14 protein-coding genes and 1 pseudogene are annotated in these 20,383 nt (G+C 61.7%); 8 read left to right on the top strand and 7 right to left on the bottom strand.

The genetic code is table 11. The features are described from left to right. Positions 1 to 15 precede the first annotated feature (15 nt). The 4 genes from AC244_RS21185 (at position 16) to AC244_RS21170 (ending at position 6,188) form a co-directional block, all read left to right on the top strand. Entirely contained in the window at positions 16 to 1,284 is a 1,269-nt protein-coding gene (locus AC244_RS21185; protein WP_053250810.1) for a 3-phosphoshikimate 1-carboxyvinyltransferase, read from the top strand. A gap of 182 nt (positions 1,285 to 1,466) precedes the next feature. Continuing rightward, positions 1,467 to 3,380, top strand: a complete 1,914-nt coding sequence (locus tag AC244_RS21180; RefSeq protein WP_414735941.1) for a DUF2207 domain-containing protein — start codon at positions 1,467 to 1,469, stop codon at positions 3,378 to 3,380. 113 nt (positions 3,381 to 3,493) lie between these two features. Next, on the top strand, positions 3,494 to 5,659 hold the full coding sequence (gene glyS / locus AC244_RS21175) for a glycine--tRNA ligase subunit beta (RefSeq protein ID WP_053250808.1): 2,166 nt from the start codon (positions 3,494 to 3,496) through the stop codon (positions 5,657 to 5,659). Between the two features lie 13 nt (positions 5,660 to 5,672). Beyond that, on the top strand, positions 5,673 to 6,188 hold the full coding sequence (locus AC244_RS21170; RefSeq protein WP_053250807.1) for a DUF523 domain-containing protein: 516 nt from the start codon (positions 5,673 to 5,675) through the stop codon (positions 6,186 to 6,188). Positions 6,189 to 6,307: 119 nt separating this feature from the next. Here the strand turns inward: AC244_RS21170 and AC244_RS21165 are convergent, their stop codons facing one another. The 5 genes from AC244_RS21165 to AC244_RS21145 all read right to left on the bottom strand — a co-directional run bounded on the left by AC244_RS21165 (position 6,308) and on the right by AC244_RS21145 (position 13,222). Beyond that, positions 6,308 to 6,835 (bottom strand): plant virulence effector HPE1-like domain-containing protein, encoded by a 528-nt coding sequence (locus tag AC244_RS21165; RefSeq protein WP_053250806.1) that lies wholly within the window; start codon positions 6,833 to 6,835, stop codon positions 6,308 to 6,310. 194 nt (positions 6,836 to 7,029) lie between these two features. After that, positions 7,030 to 8,301, bottom strand: coding sequence for a phosphoribosylamine--glycine ligase (gene purD, locus AC244_RS21160; RefSeq protein WP_053250805.1), 1,272 nt, complete (start codon positions 8,299 to 8,301; stop codon positions 7,030 to 7,032). 149 nt (positions 8,302 to 8,450) lie between these two features. After that, on the bottom strand, positions 8,451 to 10,814 hold the full coding sequence (locus AC244_RS21155) for a putative bifunctional diguanylate cyclase/phosphodiesterase (RefSeq protein WP_053250804.1): 2,364 nt from the start codon (positions 10,812 to 10,814) through the stop codon (positions 8,451 to 8,453). After that, positions 10,811 to 11,851, bottom strand: coding sequence for a spermidine/putrescine ABC transporter substrate-binding protein (locus AC244_RS21150; protein ID WP_053250803.1), 1,041 nt, complete (start codon positions 11,849 to 11,851; stop codon positions 10,811 to 10,813). Before AC244_RS21150 ends, AC244_RS21155 begins: the two co-directional genes overlap by 4 nt. Before the next feature lie 171 nt (positions 11,852 to 12,022). Further along, positions 12,023 to 13,222, bottom strand: a complete 1,200-nt coding sequence (locus AC244_RS21145) for an MFS transporter (RefSeq protein WP_053250802.1) — start codon at positions 13,220 to 13,222, stop codon at positions 12,023 to 12,025. Positions 13,223 to 13,330: 108 nt separating this feature from the next. On the opposite strand from AC244_RS21145, the gene AC244_RS21140 reads away from it, so the two are divergent. The 3 genes from AC244_RS21140 to ubiA all read left to right on the top strand — a co-directional run bounded on the left by AC244_RS21140 (position 13,331) and on the right by ubiA (position 16,420). Next, positions 13,331 to 14,146, top strand: a complete 816-nt coding sequence (locus tag AC244_RS21140; protein WP_053250801.1) for an AraC family transcriptional regulator — start codon at positions 13,331 to 13,333, stop codon at positions 14,144 to 14,146. A gap of 165 nt (positions 14,147 to 14,311) precedes the next feature. Next, positions 14,312 to 15,118: a MipA/OmpV family protein gene (locus AC244_RS21135; RefSeq protein WP_053250800.1), complete on the top strand. Its 807-nt coding sequence runs from the start codon at positions 14,312 to 14,314 to the stop codon at positions 15,116 to 15,118. A gap of 342 nt (positions 15,119 to 15,460) precedes the next feature. After that, positions 15,461 to 16,420: a 4-hydroxybenzoate octaprenyltransferase gene (gene ubiA / locus AC244_RS21130; RefSeq protein ID WP_053250799.1), complete on the top strand. Its 960-nt coding sequence runs from the start codon at positions 15,461 to 15,463 to the stop codon at positions 16,418 to 16,420. Positions 16,421 to 16,901: 481 nt separating this feature from the next. Here ubiA and AC244_RS21125 read toward each other — a convergent pair whose 3' ends face one another. Beyond that, positions 16,902 to 17,468: a DUF6101 family protein gene (locus tag AC244_RS21125; protein ID WP_025426130.1), complete on the bottom strand. Its 567-nt coding sequence runs from the start codon at positions 17,466 to 17,468 to the stop codon at positions 16,902 to 16,904. 325 nt (positions 17,469 to 17,793) lie between these two features. Between AC244_RS21125 and AC244_RS21120 the strand changes: the two genes are divergently transcribed. Further along, positions 17,794 to 20,244 carry a DUF1217 domain-containing protein gene (locus AC244_RS21120; protein WP_053250798.1) on the top strand — a complete coding sequence of 817 codons (2,451 nt, stop codon included), beginning with the start codon at positions 17,794 to 17,796 and terminating at the stop codon, positions 20,242 to 20,244. Positions 20,245 to 20,272: 28 nt separating this feature from the next. On the opposite strand, the pseudogene AC244_RS21115 reads toward AC244_RS21120, so the two are convergent. Beyond that, positions 20,273 to 20,383: pseudogene (locus AC244_RS21115) on the bottom strand (IS5/IS1182 family transposase); the annotation flags it as partial.

Below are 20,383 nucleotides of genomic sequence, written 5' to 3'. Positions count from 1 at the left end.
TAAAGAGACCCGAGCATGAGTGATACCGTGAAGAAGCTGACCATCCTGCCGACCGACCACCCCTTGCGCGGTCACGTGCGCCCGCCGGGATCGAAGTCGATCACCAATCGGGCGCTGCTTCTTGCGGGACTTGCCAAGGGCACGAGCCGGCTGACGGGCGCGCTGAAGAGCGACGACACGCGCTATATGGCCGATGCCTTACGGGCGATGGGCGTCGAGGTCAGCGAGCCAGACGACACGACCTTCGTCGTGACTGGAACCGGCCGGCTTGCATCACCGTCGGCTCCGCTGTTCCTCGGCAATGCGGGAACTGCCACGCGCTTCCTGACGGCCGCGGCGGCGCTGGTCGACGGCCCGGTGGTCGTCGATGGTGACCAACACATGCGCAAGCGGCCGATCAAGCCGCTTGTCGATGCGCTGCGCACGCTCGGTGTCGAGGTCACGTCGGAAACCGGGGGCCCGCCGGTCACCGTCAACGGCAAGGGCGGCTTCCCTGCCGGCCGTATCGAAATCGATGCCGGCCTTTCCAGCCAATACGTCTCGGCTCTGCTGATGGCAGCCCCGGGCGCCAAGGGCCCTGTCCGTATCGAACTTGCCGGCGACGATATCGGCGCCCGCGGTTACATCGATCTGACGGTCGCGGCGATGCGCGCCTTCGGCGCCGAAGTCGAGCAGTTGAGTCCATCCGTCTGGCAGGTTGCACCGACGGGCTATCGCGCAGCCGACTTCGCAATCGAGCCGGACGCGTCGGCCGCGACCTATCTCTGGGCCGCCGAAGTGTTGACCGGAGGAGCCATAGACCTCGGCGTGCCGGCTTCCGTGTTTTCGCAGCCCGATGCACGCGCCCACGCAGTCATCTCCAGCTTCCCGAATCTTCCCGCCGTCATCGACGGGTCGCAGATGCAGGACGCGATACCGACGATCGCGGTACTTGCCGCCTTCAACGAGACGCCCGTGCGCTTCGTCGGACTTGCCAATCTGCGCGTAAAGGAATGCGACCGCGTCCGCGCTCTGTCGCTGGGCCTGACCGCCATCCGCCCGGGGCTAGCCCACGAGGAGGGCGACGATCTCATCGTCTCCTCCGATCCGGGGCTTGCCGGCCAGACATTGCCGGCCTCGATCGATACATTTGCCGACCATCGCATCGCCATGAGCTTCGCCCTTGCCGGGCTGAAGATCCACGGCATTGCCATCGAGGACCCCGGCTGCGTCGCCAAGACCTATCCGGCCTATTGGGATGCGCTTGCATCGCTCGGCGTTGCCTTCACCGGGGATCGTCCTTGATATCGCGCCGGATGAAACTGTTTCTCGAGCTTCTCCAGGAAAAGTGCGAAGCGGTTTTCCGCCAGGAAATGCGAAAACCAAAGAAATAGAGCGTTTCCATGACTCCGTTTAAGAATGGAAATGCTCGAGAGATCGATCGGAAGGTCTGAGACCGCATGACCCGTTTCGTCGCCCTGCTTGGCATGTTGTTCTTCCTGATGGCGACGGCCGGCGCCGGGCGGGCGGACGAGGCGTTCTCGTCCTATAATTCGGTGATCGATGTCGCCAAGGACGGAACGCTGACGGTCACCGAAACGATCACGGCGAATGCCGAGGGCAACCAGATCCGGCGAGGCATCTTTCGCGACCTGCCGCTGACGTTCACCGATGCCAAGGGCCGCCGCAGCAAGGTTGATTTCAAGCTGCTGTCGGTCGAGCGCGACGGTGAAGAGGAACCCTACCGCACCGAATCGATCTCGGGCGGCATCCGCATCTATACCGGATCTGCCGAGGTCTTTCTGCCGGACGGCGAGCATACGTTCCAGTTCACCTATGAGACGAGCCGGCAGATCCGGTTCTTCGATGATCACGACGAGCTCTATTGGAACGTGACGGGCACCGAATGGGCTTTCCCGATCGATGAGGCAAGTGCAACCGTCACTCTGCCGGAAGGCGTGCGGGCGGAGGCACTTGACGTTTTCACCGGCGGCTACGGCGCGACCGGCAAGGACGCGCGGGCTTCCGAGGAAGGCAGCGAGATTTTCTTTGCAACCACCAGGCGCCTGCAGCCGCAGGAAGGCCTGACGATCGCGATCAAGATGCCGAAGGGCAGCATCGACCGGCCGACCGCCAGCCAGGAAAATACCTGGTGGCTGCGCGACCATCTGGCGCTCCTGATCGCTGGAGCCGGCCTTGTGGTCGTCGCGCTTTATTATGGTCGCGCCTGGCTGAAGGTGGGGCGAGACCCGGCACGGGGCGTCATGGTGCCGCGCTGGGACGCGCCCGACGGCATTTCGCCGGCGCTGGTCAACTACATCGACAACCGGGGCTTTTCCGGCGAGGGCTGGACGGCTCTGTCGGCGTCCGCGCTCAGCCTCGCGGTCAAGGGCCATGTCGTGCTGGAAGATCTGAAGAACGCCATCGTCATTGCCGCAACCGGCAAGGGCAGCAGCGAGAAACTGCCGACCGGCGAGGCGAGCCTGATAAAGGCCGTCAATGCCGCCGGCGGCAAGCTGAAGATCGACAGGGCCAATGGCACGAAGGTGCAGGCGACGGGTGCCGATTTCCGAAATGCCATGGAGCGCGAGCACCGCGGCAAATACTATCTGGCCAACAGCGGCTACATCATCGCCGGCGTGTTGCTCTCGGTTCTCGCGGTCGCTGCCGTGTTCCTGTTCGGCGATTTGAGCGAAGACAGCATCCCGCTGGTGATCGTCCCCGTCTTCATCGCCTTCTTCGTTTCGATCCTCGCCGTTTCCTTCGGCAAATCCCTGCGGCGCGAAAAGAGCCTGATGAGCCGCATCATGTCGATCGTGGTCATCGCCTTCATCGGCTTCGTCGCCTTCACCATCTTTTCGAGCATCCTGGCGGTGGTCTTTTATTCCGCGGCGGAGACCGACGAACTGCCGCTTCTGTTTGCCATCGGCGGCATAGTGCTCGTCAACGTCCTGTTCTTCTTCCTGATGGGCGCGCCGACGCCGCTCGGCACCCGGATGATGGATGGCATCGACGGCCTCAGGCAATACATGACGCTTGCCGAGAAGGACCGGATGAACATGCAAGGGGCGCCCGAAATGTCACCCCGGCATTTCGAGACCCTGCTGCCCTATGCCGTGGCGCTCGGGGTGGAAAAGCCGTGGACGGAAACCTTCGACCGCTGGCTGCTGGCGGCCGCCGCGGGGGCTGCGGCCGCTGCCGCCTACCAGCCGGCCTGGTACCATGGCGATGGCCTCAGTTCGAGTACGTTCGGGGATCGGATCGGCGGCTTTGCCGGCTCTATGGCCGACACCATGACCTCTTCCTTGCCGCCCCCGCCGAAATCCTCGTCGTCAGGCTTTTCCACCGGCGGCGGCTTTTCCGGCGGCGGTGGCGGCGGTGGCGGCGGCGGTGGCTGGTGATCGCAGCGCGCCCTACCTGCCTGTAGGTCAAATTCATCGTCGGCCTTGGTGACATTTTCGCCAGAGCTTGCTAAGTCGGCCGCAACCGTCCGGAACAGAAAAAGTCATCTCCTATGCCCGATCTTCTTATCGAACTCCGCTCCGAGGAAATTCCTGCCCGCCTGCAGCGCAAGGCCGCCGGCGACCTCAAGAAGCTGCTGACCGATGCGCTGGTGGAAGCGGGTTTGACCTATGAGGGCGCACGCGAATACTGGACGCCGCGCCGGCTGACGCTCGACATCCGTGGCCTCAATGCCCGTTCCGCCGATGTCCGCGAAGACCGCAAGGGTCCGCGCACCGACGCCAACGAAAAGGCGATCGAGGGCTTTCTGCGCGGCGCCGGCCTGTCCTCGATCAGCGAGGCCCATGTCCACAGCGATCCGAAGAAGGGTGATTTCTACGTCGCCCATATCGTCAAGCCGGGCCGTCCTGCCGAAGAAATCGTCGCTGAGGCGATGCCGGACATCATCCGCAATTTTCCCTGGCCGAAGCCGATGCGCTCTGGTGCCGCCTCGGCCAAGCCGGGCGCCCTGCGCTGGGTCCGTCCGCTGCAGTCGATCGTCTGCACGTTCGGCTCGGAAACCGATGAAACCCATGTGATCCCGTTCGAGGTCGACGGCATCGTCGCCTCCAACGTCACCTACGGCCATCGCTTCCATGCGCCCGAAGCGATCACCGTCCGCCGCTTTGCCGATTATGCCGAGAAGCTGGAGCGCGCGAAGGTCGTGCTCGACGGCGAACGCCGCAAGCAGATGATCTCTGCCGACGCGCATAATGTCGCCTTCGCCAACGGGCTCGAACTCGTCGAGGACGAAGGCCTGCTCGAGGAGGTCTCCGGCCTCGTCGAATGGCCGCAGGTGCTGATGGGAAGCTTTGAAGAGAGCTATCTCGAAATCCCTTCGGAAATCATCCGCCTGACGATCAAGACCAACCAGAAGTGTTTCGTGACCCGCGCGCCGGGTGCCGAGACGCTCTCCAACAAGTTCATCCTCGTCTCCAACATTGAGGCGAAGGACGGCGGCAAGGAGATCGTACACGGCAACGGCAAGGTCGTGCGCGCCCGCCTTTCGGACGCCGCCCACTTCTGGCATCGCGACCAGGGCAGCCTGCCGGATCTGGAGACCTTGAAGCCGTCGGCTGAAAAATTCGACCTCGACCTGAAGAAGCCGCTCGACCAGCGCATGGCGAAGCTCGACGCGCTGAACGTCACCTTCCATGCCAAGCTCGGCACGCAGGGCGAACGCGTTGCCCGCATCCGGGCGCTTGCCGCCGAGCTTGCCAAGGTGACCGGCGCCGACGCCAAATTGGTCGACCGTGCCGTGGTGCTGGCAAAGGCCGATTTGCGCACCGAAGCCGTGGGCGAGTTCCCCGAGCTTCAGGGCATCATGGGCCGAAAATATGCGTTGCTCCAGGGCGAAGACAGCTCTGTGGCAACAGCGATCGAAGATCACTGGAAGCCGAATGGCCCTTCGGATCGCGCACCGACCGATGCCGTCGCCGTAACCGTGGCGCTTGCCGACAAGCTCGACACGCTGGTCGGCTTCTGGGCGATCGACGAAAAGCCGACCGGCTCCAAGGACCCCTATGCGCTGCGCCGCGCTGCTCTCGGTGTCATCCGCCTCATCCTCGAAGGCAAGGCGCGCCTGCCGCTCACGCCGTTCTTCGAGATCGCGCTGACCGCTCTGCGGGCGCAGAAGCCGGCGCTGACGAGCGACGTGTCGGCGGATCTGCTGTCCTTCTTCCATGATCGTCTCAAGGTCTATCTGCGTGATCTCGGCGCCCGCCACGACCTGATCGATGCGGTACTGACGCCGGATGTGGACGATCTTTTGATGATCGCCCGCCGCGTCGAGGCGCTGACGGCCTTCATCACCGACGAAGAGGGCAAGAACCTGCTGGCCGGTACCAAGCGCGCGACGCAGATCCTGGCGGCCGAAGAGAAGAAGGGCACGGCTGTCGCCGACGCGGTCGACGCGGGTCTCTTCCGTCTCGATGCCGAAAAGGCGCTGCACTCCGCAGTTCAGCTCGGCTCCGGCGAGGCACGCGAGGCGATCGCCAAGGAAGACTTCCGCTCCGCCATGCAGGCCCTGGCGAAGCTGCGCGAGCCGGTTGACCAGTTCTTCAATGACGTGCTCGTCAATGACGACGACGTCTCGATCCGGGCAAACCGTCTGGCACTGCTCGGTCTCATCCGTTCGGCGACCGGCACTGTTGCCGATTTCTCCAAGATCGCGGGATGACGGGGAGGGGCGCATGACGGCGAAGATCCTCGTCAGCGCCTGCCTCATGGGCCATGCGGTGCGCTACGATGGTGAGGCGAAGCCGCTCGTCCATCCGGCCATCGAGCGCTGGCGCGAAGAGGGCCGGCTCGTCACCATCTGTCCGGAAATGTCGGCCGGCATGCCGGTGCCGCGTCCGCCGGCCGAGATCGCGTCCGGCATGTCCGGCACTGACGTGCTCGATGGCGGGGCAACCGTCGTCGAGAACACCGGCCGCGATGTCACCGGCGAATTCCTGGATGCCGCTGAAAATGCGCTTGCGCTCGCACGCGAAACGGACTGTCGTTTCGCGCTGTTGATCGACGGCAGCCCGTCCTGCGGATCGGGCTTCGTCTATGACGGCACGTTTTCGGGCGCCCGCCATGCGGGACAAGGGGTGACCGCCGCGCTCCTGACAAGGAACGGTGTCGAGGTCTATTCCGACAGGGATATCGAAGGCTTGATCGAGCGGGTCGATGGGCGACGCGACCCAGATAAAAAGCCCAGATAAAAAGATTACGCCCCTGCTTCTCTCAGGGGCGCAATCTCTCGCTGTTTCAGCGAATTTGCCCGTCAGCCCTTGAATGCAGGGGCGGCTGAGCGGGGCAGGGAACTTTCCCGTCTAGGCCTTCAGTTTAGCCGAAGTTCGAGGGCGGAAGGATCAAATTGCTGTGAGCTTTCCGCGGCCGCAGCTGCGGCGATCGCCGGCTCTGCCCGTGTGATCGTCTGAACCGCTGCAGTTTTGGCGGTCTCGTCGATTGCAGATGCAGCTGTCCCATGGTTGCCAGGGTTCGTGATGTCGATGCCCGCGGCCGCGGTCGCCACGATAGGCTGCTCGGACCCTGCGGCCGCTGCTTTGACCACGTCCTCAGATGGCTTGCTGACGAAAACAACCGGCGAGCCGCCGAGCCAGGCTTCGGTGCGCACGAGTTTCATCTCGCCGTTGATCTGCTTGAGCTCGACCTTCTCGCTGCCATTCTCAATCTCCGGCACCACATAGGTGACCTTCTTCTTGATCTGCAGCGGCGGGCATTGTGCGCAGGAGACGGATGCCACGCTGGAATTGACTGCATCCCCGGAAACGACGGCTTCGATCGACGATGCCCAGGCGCTGCCGGCTGCAAGCGCGACGGCGGTGGTGATCAGCAGCAGGCGCATCGGTCTTCTCCCCGAGTTTGTTCTACAGCGCCGCGCGTCTTATCGGACGCGCAAAGGTCGCTGCAGCACTTTGAATTCCTGAAGTCGGCTACGATTTAAGGAAACATGTACTGGGCGAGAATATGCGTTCTCTCTTACTTTCCCGTCAGGAGAATTGGTAAAAATTGAATGATCCGGCCATTTGCCGATGACGATCAGACCTTTTCGCGAGCAACCGCGCGCCAGCCGATATCGTGGCGGTAGAAGCCGTTGTCCCAGGAAACGCCGTCGACTGCCGAATAGGCGCGGTCCTTGGCAGCGCTCGCACTTTCGCCGATCGCCGTGATGTTCAGCACCCGGCCGCCCGTTGCAACCAGGCTGCCGTCCTTCATCGCTGTGCCGGCATGAAACACCTTGGTCCGCGGCGAGGTTGCCGGAAGCGCAGCGATAGGCGTGTTCTTGTCGTAGCTGCCCGGATATCCCTTCGACGCCATGACGACGGTCAGTGCCGTCTCGTCGCGCCATTCGGCTTCCATGCCCGCTAGCGTGCCGGTTGCGGCGGCATAAAGCAGCGGCAGCAGGTCACTCTTCATTCGCATCATCAGCACCTGGCATTCCGGGTCGCCGAACCGCACGTTGTATTCAATCAGCTCCGGCCCCTTGGCGGTGATCATCAGTCCGGCAAAGAACACGCCGGAGAAGGGATGTCCGCTCTCCGCCATGCCGCGCATCGTCGGCTCGATGATCTCCTTCATCGTGCGCTCGATCATCTCCGGTGTCATCACAGGTGCCGGCGAATAGGCGCCCATGCCGCCAGTGTTCGGGCCGGTGTCACCATCGCCGACGCGTTTGTGATCCTGCGCCGAGGCTAGCGCGAGCGCGGTCTTGCCGTCGCTAAGGCAGAAGAAGCTTGCCTCTTCGCCGTCGAGATAGGCCTCCACGACCACTTCTGCGCCGGCCGCACCGAAGGCGCCGTCGAAACAGTCATCGACTGCAGCAAGCGCTTCATCGAGTTCCATGGCGACGGTCACGCCCTTGCCGGCGGCAAGCCCATCGGCCTTGATGACGATCGGCGCGCCCTGGTCGCGCACATAGGCCTTGGCCGTTTCGGCATCGGTGAAGCGGCCATAGGCACCGGTCGGGATATCGTATCTGGCGCAGAGGTCCTTGGTGAAGCCCTTGGACCCTTCAAGCTGGGCGGCAGCGGCGGAAGGACCGAAGACGGCGATACCGGCAGCGCTGAGCACATCTGCGAGGCCGGCGACGAGCGGACCTTCCGGCCCGACCACGACGAAGTCGATCGCCTCTTTCAGGCAGAAATCCGTGACCGCAGCATGGTTGTCGGTATCGAGTGCAACGAGCGTCGCTTCCTCGGCAATCCCGGGATTGCCGGGCGCGGCATAAAGCCTGGTCAATTTCGGCGACTGCGCGATCTTCCATGCCAGCGCATGTTCGCGTCCACCCGATCCGATCAGAAGAACCTTCATTGCCTGCCCCCGACATGCCGAAAATTGTTGCGTTGCGGTTAAGGCGGCGCGGCTGTCAGGTCAAGGGGGCAGGGAGCCGTGAGGCACGATTCCCGCGGTTGAAGGCACACATGCACGAGGTACCACGACAGAGCGCGTCTACCACGCGATCAGGCGATGGCCTGCTGGTTCTTGCGATCATCCTGTTGATTGGCATAGCGGGCGGTGCGCGTCAGCGCCCAGATGCCGAGATCCTCGAGCGGCAGCGGCTTGCTGATGAGATAGCCCTGGAAGAGGTCGCAGCCTGCAGCCGTCAGCATCGAGAGCTTCTCCGGCGTATCGACGCCTTCGCCGACCACGGCAACGTCTTTGGCGTGGCACAGCGCGATCAGAGCCTTCAGTACCGGTAGCGATTGTGATGCCGTGAGGTTCGAAACAAGCGCGCGATCGAGTTTGATCGTATCGGCGGTGTATTCGATAATCTGCTGGACCGAGGTGTAGCCCGCTCCGAAATCGTCGATCGACAGGCGGAATCCTTTTTGTCGAAGCTCGTCGATGTTGCGGCGGAGCTGGTCGCTGAACTTGACCGCGAAGGTCTCCGTCAGTTCGATTTCGATCGATTGCGGCTGAAGGCCATGGCGGCTGAGGCAATCGGAGAAATAGTCGGCAATCGCCTTCGAATGCAGTTCGGCCGAGGAAATGTTGATCGCCAGGATCGTATCGGGACCAAACAGCGCTTTCAGCTGCCGGCAGTCGGACATCGCCTTGTTGATCACCCACCAGTCGATCTTGGTAAAGAGGCCGGAACTTTCGGCGATCGGTACGAATTCGTCCGGCGTCACGTTGCCAAGTACCGGCGAATACCAGCGCAACAGCGCCTCGCAACCGGCCACCCGGCCATCGGTATCAACAATCGGCATGTAGACCAGGTGGAATTGTTCGTCCGGGTCGAGCGAACGCAGCTCGTCCTGGATCTGGCGCAGGCGCGTGCGCTTGTCGTGAAGGGCGCGCGAGAACCGGGAAGAGCGGTTCTTGCCGCTGGTCTTTGCCTGATACATCGCCGCGTCGGCATTTGAGATCAACTCGGCAAGATTGGTGGCGTCATCGGGGCAGATGGCGGCGCCGATGCTGGCTGTGACCGGATAGCTCTTGCCGGAGACTTCGAAGCCATCTTCGAACAGTGCCAGGATGGCCGCGGAAACCTCCCGCACGGTGCCGTCACCCGGCCGCGAGCGGACCAGCACCGCGAATTCGTCGCCCGAGAGCCGCGCCAGGATCGCCGGCTTCTGACCGCGTCGCTCGGTGATCGCTTCGACACTCTCGGCGATGCGCGTCGCCAGCGTCTTCAGGAGCTCGTCGCCGATCTCATGGCCATGCTTGTCATTGACGAACTTGAAGTTGTCGATGTCGATGAACAGCAGGCTGCATTTTTCGCCCGAGACAATGGCCTCGCGAACGATGCTGGCGGCAACGGCGTTGAAGTGGCCGCGATTGCTGATCCCGGTCAGCGTGTCGGTCCAGGAACTGCGCTGCACCAGTTTGAGCGATTGCTCGGACTGCCGGTGCAACTCCCTGATGTTCTCCGTCAGGCGCCCGATCTCGCCCTTCTCCTCCATGTTGCGGATCTCGTCATGGGCGCCGACCATGACGGCCATGACGTTGGCGTCGAGCGTGGCAATCGGGTCGGTGATGAACCGCCGGATGAGAACGATGATCAGCCAGATCGAAAACAGGCTCATTGCCACGGCGCCAAGCGCCAGCAGCAATTTCTGTTGGGCCATCAACCGGTAGAAATGATTGTTGGAAACCGTCAGCGTCGCATAGAGCGATGGCCCGAGATGCACGCTTGCCGAAAGATCGTCGGTGACCGCCAGCGGCCACGGCTGAAGCACGATGTCGGCGCCGTATTCCTGCTTCAGCGTCTCCTGCATGTCGAGGAAGCGATCCGGCTGTATTGCTACCTGGATAAGCAGCGCGCTCGATTTCTTGCTCGGCAGCGGCCGTGTGAACGTGACGGGATCGAGGAAATACGAATAGACGATACGAGCTTTCTGCCCGGCGTCGTAGAGATAGGTCCAGTCGGCGAGTTTCTCCTCGCGCACTAGCCGCCGTGCCAGATTGAGTTGTGCCTCGTCGATTTCCGCGAAGGGATCCCAGCTGTTTTCGAAGTAATACTCGGACTGCAGGCTCGATGTCAGGATCACCAGCGACACGTAGCCCATCGGGTCGTCGGAAAGCGACTTGACACTTTCCTGCAGCCGGACGCCGAGCGCGTTGGCCCGATAGTTTTTGTCGGTTTCCGAGATGTACTGGCGCAGTGCGTTGCTGTTCAGGAGCGCATTGAGGAAGCCCTTGCTGCGGCCGATTTCGTTCTGGAAGACAGCGGCGGCGTGTTCCAGCCGCTGGGATAGTTTGGCATGTTCGAGCGCCCGGATCGACCGGCTCTGGGTGACATGGACCGACACCGCCGCCAGCAGGTAGCCGGCGAGCACCACGGGAAAGATCAGGATGAGTGCGCGCTTGCCGAGGGTCACTGGAAATTCGCCAATGTGCTGATGATGCGTCGGCGCAGCTGCACCGACGTCGTTGACAGTTCTTGCTGGTATTGACTCTTGGCCAGAATGTCGGGCGAGGGGTAGATCGCCTGGTCCGTGCGCATCGCCTCAGGCAGGAGCGCAAGGGCGGCTTTGCTGGGTGTCGGCATATTCAGCGCCCGCGCGTTTGCGGCGGCACTTCCGGGCGAGCCGATATAATCGAGGAAGGCGAGCGCTCGCGCCTTGTTTGGCGACTTGGCGACAACCGACATGCAGTCGAGCCAGGAAAGCGAGCCTTCCTTGGGTACGACATAGCGCCAGACGCCCGGTGTGCCGGCCTTCTCGTTCAGGACGTGCTGGTCGCCGCTGTAGCCGAGCGCCATATAGATGTTTTTGCCGATCGCCTGGTTCTGGATCGAGCTGATGACGTATTCATAGGTCAGAACGGCCGGCGCCTGTTCCTTCATCAGGTTGAAGGCGGTCTTGAGCGTTGCCGGCTCGTTGGTGTTGATCGACTCGCCGAGCAGCATGAGGGGCGCGACGAAGGCCTCGTTGTGGTCGTCATACATGGCGACGTGCTTGGTGAGCGCCGGAGCCGGCTGCATCAGGTCGCGCCAGGACGTCGGCGCTTCAGGCAGCATGTCCGATCGGTAGAGAATGCCCATCGTGCCCCAGAGATAGGGCAGGCCATGGTTCGAGCAGCGCTTGCGCCAGCTATCGTCATAGTCCCTGAGCGAGGCGACATTCGTCTCGTCGACCGTCTCCAGCACCCCCCTGCGCCCAAAGAGGGCGGCGCCGTTCTCTCCGGTCACCACCAGATCGACGATGCTGTTCGGATCGGCCAGCACCTCGTCGCGGGTATCGCCGTTGTCGTAGTAGACTTGATGGATTCCGACGCCGGTTATCGCCGTCCAGCGATCGAGGATCGCCTGGTCGATATAGGATTCCCAGATCAGCAGGTTGAGCGTTTCGGCTTGCCCCGCCGTTGCCAGAAGCAACGTCGTCAAAAAGGCAGGAATCGCCGATCGCCCTCGCATTGTCTACCCCTGCCCAAGCCCCATCCAGCGACCGTAGCGCGCAAAAATTGATGAATGATTACGCAGGGCTGCGGGAAATAGCATAGCTGGAGCAAGGCGTGGACGGGCGGAGAAAACAGAACGGGCGCCGCATGGCGGCGCCCGTTGAAAAGTCCGCCGTACGATGTCTGCCTAATGCCGCGCGGGCATCTTGGGCAGAAGGATCGTCAGAATGCCGAGCAGCGGCAGATAGGAGCAGACGGTGTAGACGAACTCGATGCCCTGCCGGTCGGCAAAAATGCCGAGAAGAGCTGCACCCATGCCGCCGAATCCGAAGGCGAAGCCGAAAAAGACACCGGCAATCAGCCCGACGCGACCCGGCACCAGCTCCTGCGCGAAAACGACGATTGCCGAAAACGCGGAGGAGAAGATGAAGCCGATGATGATCGACAGCACGCCGGTCCAGAAGAGGTTCGCATAGGGCAGCATCAGCGCGAAGGGGATGACGCCGAGGATCGAGAACCAGATGACGAAGCGGGCACCGTAACGGTCGCCGATCGGACCGCCGAGGAAGGTGCCTGCGGCGGCCGCACCTAAGAACAGGAAGAGCATCAGCTGCGCCTGCTGCACGGTAACGCTGAACTTCTCGATGACGAAGAAAGTGAAGTAGCTGGAGATGCTGGCCATATAGACGTTCTTGGTGGCGGTCAGCAGCACCAGGACGGCGACGGCCCATATCACGCGGTTCTTCGGCAGCGGCAGCGCGCGGCTCGGTGCTGGCCGGCTCATCGACGAACGGCGGTGACGCACGTACCAGGTGCTGACCCAGGAGAGCACGAAGAAGCCGATGACCGCGACGATCGAGAACCAGCTGAGGCTACCCTGGCCGAAGGGGATGACGATGAAGGCTGCGAGCAGCGGTCCCATGGCGCTGCCGGCATTGCCACCGACCTGGAACAGCGATTGCGCCAAGCCATGCCGCCCACCCGAGGCGAGGCGGGCGATGCGCGAGGATTCCGGATGGAAGATCGCCGAACCGACGCCGATCAGGCTTGCAGCGAGCAGCAGCATCGAGAAATCATGGGCGTTCGCGAGCAGGATCAGGCCGGAGCATGTGGAAAGCATCGCTACCGGCAGTGAGTAGGGCAGCGCCCAGCGGTCGGTGATGATGCCGACAGCCGGCTGCAGCATCGAGGCGGTCAGCTGAAAGGTGAAGGTCAGAAGGCCGATCTGGACGAAATCGAGCGAATAGTTCGCCTTGAGCAAGGGATAGAGCGCCGTCAGCAGCGATTGCATGATGTCGTTCAGCATGTGGCAGAAGCTGACTGCCAGGATGACGGAAAATGCCGTCTTTTCCGGGGTTATGTCCCCGGTTGAAGTAACCGTTGCCATGGATGTTTCCTTGCCGTCTCGATGGTTGTTTGCGGCGAGGGATATCTCTACTGATCTTGCTCGTGGCCTGCTTTTGTGATGTGGTCGAGTTCTTTCGTGAGTGGGCCAATGCCGATCCAACGAGTAAACTTGCCCGAACTGCCCGATGCCGACCACTTCAGGAACCTGGACTGGATCGAGGCCGGAAACTCGGCCGTGCTCGCCCTTGGCCGCGATTATGGCGCTGGCCTGACCGTTCCGCTCCACAGCCATACCCGCACGCAATTGTGGTGGGCGCGGCAAGGTGTTGTCCTTGTGCGCACGGCCCACGGGCGTTGGCTCGTTCCGCCGGGGCACGCGTTGTTGATCCCGGCAGGCGTCGAGCATTCGACCGAGATGATCAGCGATGTGCGCATGCACTCGATCTATTTCACGCCGTCGCTGCTGCGTGCCGAACGGCCGATGGTGATGGAGATCACCCCGCTGGCGGGCAGCCTCGTCGATGCACTGGTCAGCGTCGAGAGCGAAACGATGTCGGAGCGGCGGGAGCAGTTGATCATGGATCTCCTCTTGGGGGAGATCGCGCTTCTGCATGAGCGGCCGCTCGGTCTGCCTTTTCCGCGCGAGCAGAAGCTGGCGCTTCTCTGCCGGCAGTTCCTGGGGGCGCCGTCGGCGACCGCCAATATCGATCAGTGGGCCGACCGCCTGGGTTTGAGCCGACGGACATTCACGCGGATGTTTCGCAACGAGACAGGTGTCAGTTTCGTCACCTGGCGCCAGCAGGCCTGCATCTTCGCATCGCTGCCACGCCTTGCGGATGGTGAATCGATCACCAACGTCGCGCTCGATGCCGGCTACGAGAACGTTGCGGCCTTCACGACGATGTTTCGGCGCATGCTTGGAAGCGCCCCCAGCCACTACCTGAAAATGTACCAGGGCCGGTAGGCGCCGCGGCTGGTATGGGAAACGGAGGCTGAATTGACCTGGTTAACGGAATCGTAGGAACAACGGGAAATAAGTCGCCCCGTGTCCTATCAGATTGCGCCACTGGCCGGCGCAAGGGCACGGTTCAAACTTCGCCCCGGCGAATGATTCTTCCGGAGTTGTTCCTTGCGTATCCGTTCTCTTCTCCTCCTTTCTGGAACCCTTTTGTTGTCCGCAGGCACGGCCTCGGCTGGTGACGGCCAGTATTTCTGGTCCGGCGACTGGTACTTGAAGGTCGGCGCCACCGGCTTTCTCGGCCCGAAATACGAAGGCGCCTCCAAGCGCATGTTCCAGGCCGCGCCGCTGATCTCGCTCGGCAAGGCTGGCAGCACCGTTCGCTTCTCGTCGCGCAACGACAACATGTCCTATGCGCTGCTCGACCAGGGCGGGTTCCGCGCCGGTGTCGCCGGCAAGCTGATCTTCGAACGCGACGCCGGTACCTCCAGCGACCTTAGGGGTCTCGACCCCGTCAAGTTCGGTGGCGAGCTCGGTGGTTTCGCCGAAGTCTACCCGACCGACTGGATGCGCGTGCGCGCGGAAGTCCGGCAAGGCATTCGCAGCCATCATGGCATCGTCGCCGATGTTGCTGCGGACGCATTTACCGACATCAGCAGCAATGTTCGCATTTCCGCCGGTCCGCGCATGACGGCTGCCACCAGTGACTATTTCAGCGCCTATTACGGCGTGAACGATGCCGAGTCGGCAGCATCCGGCCTCAGCACCTATAATCCGCACGGCGGCATTCATTCCGCCGGTGTTGGTGCGGCGATCAACTGGCAGGCAACGGAAAAGCTCGAAACCGGCGCCTATGCCGAATATCGCCGCCTGATGGGCTCTGCCGCCGACTCCAGCCTCGTGCGCGAGCGCGGCAGCCGCAACCAGTTCCTCGTCGGCCTGTCGGCCACCTACCGCTTCGACTTCACGCTTCACTGAACGGTGCCGCTGATACCAAGTCTCGATGATAGGAACCTATGGGACAGGCTCGATCGGGTTTTCTGGCTAGGAGAGGTCCGCGGAGCGATGCTCACGCATCGGTCAAGGATCTCGACGCCGCCAGAAAGCCCGAGAAGCCTGCCGAAGGTGGACCATGGCTGGTCTCTGGCGTCGTTGCGACGCTTGTTCGATGCGTCAGCATCGCGCTGCGCCCCGCGCCTAGCCAGAGACCAGCCATGGTCCATCCTATAGGTTTCTATCACCGAGACTTGGTATAACGCGTCGGGACGGTGCGGCATCGAACCGCTTGACCGTCCCGGCGCGCGGCGTCAAACAGGGAGCATGAACACGTTCTCCGCCGATTCCGGGCGCGTCCACGACGCCCCGTCGAACAACTGGGTCTACCGCGTGCTGCCGCGCGCACTCTGGCCCTATGCGCAACTTGCTCGCTGGGACCGCCCGATCGGTTGGCAATTGCTGATGTGGCCATGCCTGTGGTCGATCGCCCTGGCTTCGGGTACAGCGGCGGCAGCGGGGCAATTTTCGCTCGGCCGGTTCGTTTTTCACAGCTTCCTCTTCATCGCCGGTGCCATTGCCATGCGCGGCGCCGGCTGCACCTTCAACGACATCGTCGATCATGACATCGACATGGAAGTCGCGCGAACCCGTTCGCGCCCATTGCCATCGGGCCGGGTTTCCCGCTTTCAGGCAAAGGTCTTCATGGTGCTGCAGGCGCTCGTCGGGCTCGTGGTTCTGCTACAGCTTAACGCCTTCACAATTTTGCTCGGCGTGCTGTCGCTGGGACTTGTGGCAATCTACCCCTTTGCCAAGCGCTTTACCGACTGGCCGCAGTTCTTCCTCGGCCTTGCGTTTTCCTGGGGTGCGATCATGGGCTGGACGGCGGAGTTCGGGTCGCTTTCGCTCGCGCCCGTGCTGCTCTATGGCGCGGCGATCGCCTGGACGATCGGCTACGACACGATCTACGCCTACCAGGACAGGGAAGACGACGAATTGATCGGTGTGCGGTCGACGGCTCGCCGCTTCGGCGACAATCCACGCCCCTGGCTGATCGGGCTCTATGGGCTTGCCATCGCGCTTATGCTGTTGTCGTTTCTCGCGGCCGGAGCGGGGCTGTTTGCCTATCTCGGTTTGCTTGTCGCCGCCGTGCTGCTGACCTATCAGATCCTGGTGCTGAACATTCACGACCCCTCGCAATGCCTTGCATTGTTCAAGTTCAATGGTGTCGTGGGGCTGATCATCTTCGCCGGGCTTGTCGCTGCGCTTTTTGTTCGGCTGATATGAAAAATCCTCCGTCTTGGCGGAGGATCCGGCAGTCTATCCAAATTGCTTGATGCACGTCTTGCGCATTTGCCGATGCGTCGGCAAATGCTGGAACACGTCAGGCCCAGCTTACTTCGGTGACAGCCTTGCGCATCTTCGCCTTGGAACGTGCACGGAAAATGGCGGCGACTGCGGCAACGGTTGCGGCGAGGTGCTTGCGCATCGGGTGTCTCCTTCTTTCGTGACCTTGGCTATGAGCCCGATATGGCATGAAGAAGGCGAAGCGGCTGTTTCCAAAGGAACACGTCGATTTGGCCGTGAACGTTCTGACGTTACAGCGCCGCGCGTCAAATATGACGCGCTAAGGACGCTGTAGCGCTTTGGACTCGCTGCATAATTTTCACCTCAAATCGAATCCGATTTGAGGAATTATGCCGTAGCCGCAAACAAAAACCGGTCGCAGGGAACGACCGGTTTTTGCACTGGAGGAATTCAGGAAAACTTAGCTGCGGGCGATGATTTCGCGCCCGTCGATCTTCATGTTGACGCCAAGCCGGCCGGTGGAGCGGCGCACGAGGAAGCGCGGCCGGCGGTCGGCAAAGAAGGAATGGCGGCGCCGTGGCTTGAGCGGTGCGGTGCGAACCTCGCCGAGATGCTCTTCCAGCGCGCGGGCAACGCCATCGGCTTCGACCATCAGCATCGGAATGCGATAGGCTTCGGCCCAGGCGCGCCAATCGGCGGCGATATCGGAAAGATCATGTGCAACGAGCAGCGGAACGCAAAGGTCCGGATCGTCATGATGAAGTTCAAGCGTCACTGTAACGTCTCCGTCGCCGTGGTCGATCGCGCGTGCCGCGACCCCTTTGAATGCCCGCGCCGGCAGTGCGATCGAAAGCGGCAGGCCGCTTGATGGTAGCACCTTGCGCAGAACCGCGCCACGCTCGTCCAGGCTGATCGTGACATTGCCTGTATGGCCACGCAGGACGTAGCTTGCCTGCTGAGGAAAACGCTTCGGATCGAGCCGGAGCGTGTTTTCGACCCATGCGGGTTGAGAGAGTGTATTGCGCATTTCAATCGCCCTTGTTTTTCCTTGAGAGCCGATTTCCGGTCTTCTCTTCGGGACTTTTCGTCCTCTATGGGCTGGAGAATAGGCGGCCCTCCTTCCGGCCGACTTAAAAATCGCGGTTAAGAAAACTTTGCGTTTTTCGATGGTTAGCAAAAGCCGAGCGGCCAAGGTTTCTGTTTCGTCAACGCGAGCGCTCGCATTTTTGGCAATGGCTGGCGGCGGCGGCGAAAAGCCACACACAAGCCTGTCGTGCAATCATGCCGCGTCAGAATTCTGTTTCGGGGGATTGGTGCGACCCGCCCCTTAAGTAAGCGACGGGGCAGCAGGCATGGTTTCGACCTATCTCAACTACAGCCGGATCACGAGCGACTTGAGGACCACCCTCAATCGTGTTGCCGACCGGCCGCTGGTCGCCCGCGAGGCCGAGTACTACAAGGAAAACATCGGCAACGTGAAAACGGTCGACGAGTTCCTCGACGACTACCGCCTCTATTCCTATGCCATGAAGGCGCATGGCCTCGAAGACATGACCTATGCCAAGGCCTTCATGCGCAAGGTGCTCGAAAGCGATCTGAAGGACGAGAACAGCTTTGCCAGCCGGCTGACGGACGACCGTTACCGCAACTTTGCCGAGGCGTTCAGCTTCAGCACATCGTCGGCCGCCGCGCAGACGACGGCGCAGCAGGATGCACTGATCGGTCTCTACAACGAACGAGTCGCCAATCTCGACACTGTTCTCAAAGGAGACAACGCCTATTTCAACGCGGCCATGGATCTCGTCACCAACGTCGATCAGTTCCTCGGCAATGAACGTTTGCGCTCATACGCTTTCAGTATCTTCAACATCGATACGCGCAATTACTCCTATGATCAGGTGCGGTACGCGTTGACCAGCGAGCCGGCGGATCTTCCCACCCCCCAGCCCGCAGCGCAGACGCGGCGCACCGAACCCAGGAAGCCGCAGCCCGATCGGGAGACGCGCGAAGCCGCCATAAAGGACATCAGCACGCTGACAGCCCAACTCGCCGAGGCGGCGGAGGCGGACAAGCCTGCGATCCAGGCCCAGATCGACGCCAAGAACGCCATCGTCGCTGACCTCAACACCAAGCTGCCGCCGGTCGGTAGCGAGTCGACCGCATTGGCGAACGAGCTTTCGACCGAAGTAAGCATGTTGAACAGGCAGATCAGCATGCTCGACGCTTATCGGCAGATAAACGGGGCCTTCAACTTCGAAGCCGATGGCAGCGTGCCTGTGGGCGGTAAGGCGATCACCGACGAAAAGAAGAAGATGCTGAACGACGCGCACATCTTCAGCAGTCCGCGACTGACCCCTTCGGGAGCGCTCCTCAACAGGGATTATTTCGAACAGAAGATCGGTTCCATCACGACCGTTGCCGAGCTTGTGGCCGACCCGCGCCTCGCGGACTACGTCCGAAACGCGTTCGGCCTGCCTGTCACGACCGTGAACGCGACGATCGAGAATATTCTCACCAGCGACATCAACGATCCGAACAGCTACGTGAACAAGTTCGGCGGTGAGTACAACAAGGCCTACAAGGCTCTGCTTGCGGCATTCAACTTCCAGCCCGACGGCACGCTGCCGGCCGGTACCAAGGCGCAGACGACCGAACAGACCACTACGACCACCGATGGTTACATGGTCCACTACAACGACGCCGACGATGCAGCGGACGAGGGCAAGATCAGTCGCTACAAGCTATTGATCAAGACCATGAGTACGGTCGATGATCTCGTCGGCAATAGCGAATTGCGCTCCTTCGTGCTCAGCGCCTTTGGCCTTGAAAACGAGGATCTGACGCCGCGCAAGCTGAAGCAGATTCTGACAAGCGATCTCAACAATCCGGCAAGCTACGCCAACTCCTTGCGGGACGAGCGCTATATCAAGCTGGTGAAGGCCTTTAATTTCAACCCGGACGGTACACTTGGCTCACCCAAGTTGGCGCAGAACGAGGCTGACATCGTCAATACTGCCAAGGCCTATATCGTCGAGAAGTCGCGCTTCGGCACGGAGGACGAAAAGAAGGCCGCCAAGACGAAGGCCGAAGAGGAAAGCAAGTACTACACGACGCAGATCCAGAAGATCGAAACGCTCGACGATTTCCTCGAGGACAAGCGGCTCGTCGATATCGTGCTGATCGGCGCCGGCATCGATCCGGAGGGCGTCAAGACCGACTACCTCAAGCAGATGTTCACCTCCGACCTCAACGATCGCAAGAGCTTCATCAATACCGATCCAAACGGCTTGAAGTATCGCGAGATCGTTTCCGCCTTCAACTTCGACAAGGACGGAAAGATCGTGACAGGCGAGGCTGGGCAGATCCAGACGCGGCGTGGACTGACGATGACGTTCGATCTCTATCTTAACCAGACGCTTGAGGAGAGTGAGGGCGAGGACAATGCCGGTGTCCGACTGGCGCTCTATTTCAAGCGCAAGGCGCCTGAAATCACCACGCCCTATGATTTGCTCGCCGACAACGCGCTGATGCAGGTCGTTCGCACCGCCTACAGCATGCCCGAGGGCCTGGCCAGCGCCAAGATCGAGATGCAGGCCGCCTACATCGAACGCCTGATGGACATCAAGGACCTTCAGGATCCCGAGGAGCTCGAGAAGCTGCTGAGGCGCTTCACCGCGCTTTATGACGTCGAGAACAACACCGACGTCAATCCGGGGCTCGCCATCCTGACCGGCGGCAGCGGCGGCGGCATCAGCGCCGACGCATTGTTTTCGCTTGCACAGCTGAGAGCCGGCGGCCGGTAAAGCCTAAGCGGCTAGGTCGTGTGGACACTTACCTGATCCAGAGGACGATGGCTGCGATTGTGACGACGGCTCGGTAGTTTTGTGCCGTTTTCTCGTAGCGCGTGGCTACTCTGCGGAACTGCTTGAGTTTTGAGAAGCA

It is taken from the genome of Ensifer adhaerens, assembly GCF_001270265.1.
Classification (GTDB): Bacteria; Pseudomonadota; Alphaproteobacteria; order Rhizobiales; family Rhizobiaceae; genus Ensifer; species Ensifer adhaerens_B.
The sequence above is the reverse complement of the archived record's forward strand: the minus strand, read 5'-3'. Positions and strand labels throughout refer to the sequence as shown.

What these genes read in the sequence shown, in the direction of transcription:
- AC244_RS21185 (WP_053250810.1), top strand. Translation starts at nt 16, where the DNA reads ATGAGTGATACCGTGAAGAAGCTGACCATCCTGCCGACCGACCACCCC.
- AC244_RS21180 (WP_414735941.1), top strand. Translation starts at nt 1,467, where the DNA reads ATGTTGTTCTTCCTGATGGCGACGGCCGGCGCCGGGCGGGCGGACGAG.
- glyS (WP_053250808.1), top strand. Translation starts at nt 3,494, where the DNA reads ATGCCCGATCTTCTTATCGAACTCCGCTCCGAGGAAATTCCTGCCCGC.
- AC244_RS21170 (WP_053250807.1), top strand. Translation starts at nt 5,673, where the DNA reads ATGACGGCGAAGATCCTCGTCAGCGCCTGCCTCATGGGCCATGCGGTG.
- AC244_RS21165 (WP_053250806.1), bottom strand. Translation starts at nt 6,835, where the DNA reads ATGCGCCTGCTGCTGATCACCACCGCCGTCGCGCTTGCAGCCGGCAGC.
- purD (WP_053250805.1), bottom strand. Translation starts at nt 8,301, where the DNA reads ATGAAGGTTCTTCTGATCGGATCGGGTGGACGCGAACATGCGCTGGCA.
- AC244_RS21150 (WP_053250803.1), bottom strand. Translation starts at nt 11,851, where the DNA reads ATGCGAGGGCGATCGGCGATTCCTGCCTTTTTGACGACGTTGCTTCTG.
- AC244_RS21145 (WP_053250802.1), bottom strand. Translation starts at nt 13,222, where the DNA reads ATGGCAACGGTTACTTCAACCGGGGACATAACCCCGGAAAAGACGGCA.
- AC244_RS21140 (WP_053250801.1), top strand. Translation starts at nt 13,331, where the DNA reads ATGCCGATCCAACGAGTAAACTTGCCCGAACTGCCCGATGCCGACCAC.
- ubiA (WP_053250799.1), top strand. Translation starts at nt 15,461, where the DNA reads ATGAACACGTTCTCCGCCGATTCCGGGCGCGTCCACGACGCCCCGTCG.
- AC244_RS21125 (WP_025426130.1), bottom strand. Translation starts at nt 17,468, where the DNA reads ATGCGCAATACACTCTCTCAACCCGCATGGGTCGAAAACACGCTCCGG.
- AC244_RS21120 (WP_053250798.1), top strand. Translation starts at nt 17,794, where the DNA reads ATGGTTTCGACCTATCTCAACTACAGCCGGATCACGAGCGACTTGAGG.